At 46.8% G+C, this 601-nt stretch carries 1 protein-coding gene; it reads left to right on the forward strand.

Going from position 1 to position 601, the window contains the following annotated elements; all coding sequences use genetic code 11:
• On the forward strand, window positions 1-601 hold a 601-nt coding region (locus GQS57_RS18540; protein ID WP_165734447.1), incomplete at both ends, for a zona pellucida domain-containing protein.

A 601-nucleotide genomic window follows, 5' to 3' on the forward strand; every position in this document is an offset into this window, starting at 1 on the left:
AACCATTGTATCTGCAGGTGTCTGCCTCACCTGGACCCGGTCAACAGCTTTATGTTCAGTCCTGCCATGCTTCCTCTTCTCCAAACCATACTGACAAACCTGAAGTTGCGCTTATCATCAACAAGGGATGTGTAGCCTCCAAAAAGTCTCTGGTGAAGTTTGTGATGCAGCAGCCTGACCGAGTGAATTTTATTGTTCGTACATCCAGTTTGAAGTCTTCTGAGAGTTACATTCACTGCGAGGTCTATCTTACTAATTTGGGTGTCACCCCTACCACTAAATTCTGCAACTACAACAAGCTGAAGTCCAAATGGGTTGACTTGGGTGGACAAACTTCAGTATGTGATTGTTGTGGGAGAAGCTGCAGAAATGCAATTGAGCGTGTGGAACTGCCAGTTTCTCTAGATGTGACCGCAGTAGTAAGCACAGGCCCACTGGTACTCAAGGATCAAGAATCTGCAGCAACACTGACTCTGTCAGACGACCTCATTAATTCCAGCTCTAAAGCCAGAGACGGCTCCGATAAAAGCTGGATCATGGCAAGTACCTCTTTAACTGGAAGCTCAATGCAAAACCTTGGCAAAGTCTCCCCCTGGCCTGT

It is taken from the genome of Polaribacter sp. 20A6 (genome assembly GCF_011378915.1).
GTDB classification, from domain to species: domain Bacteria; phylum Bacteroidota; class Bacteroidia; order Flavobacteriales; family Flavobacteriaceae; genus Polaribacter; species Polaribacter sejongensis.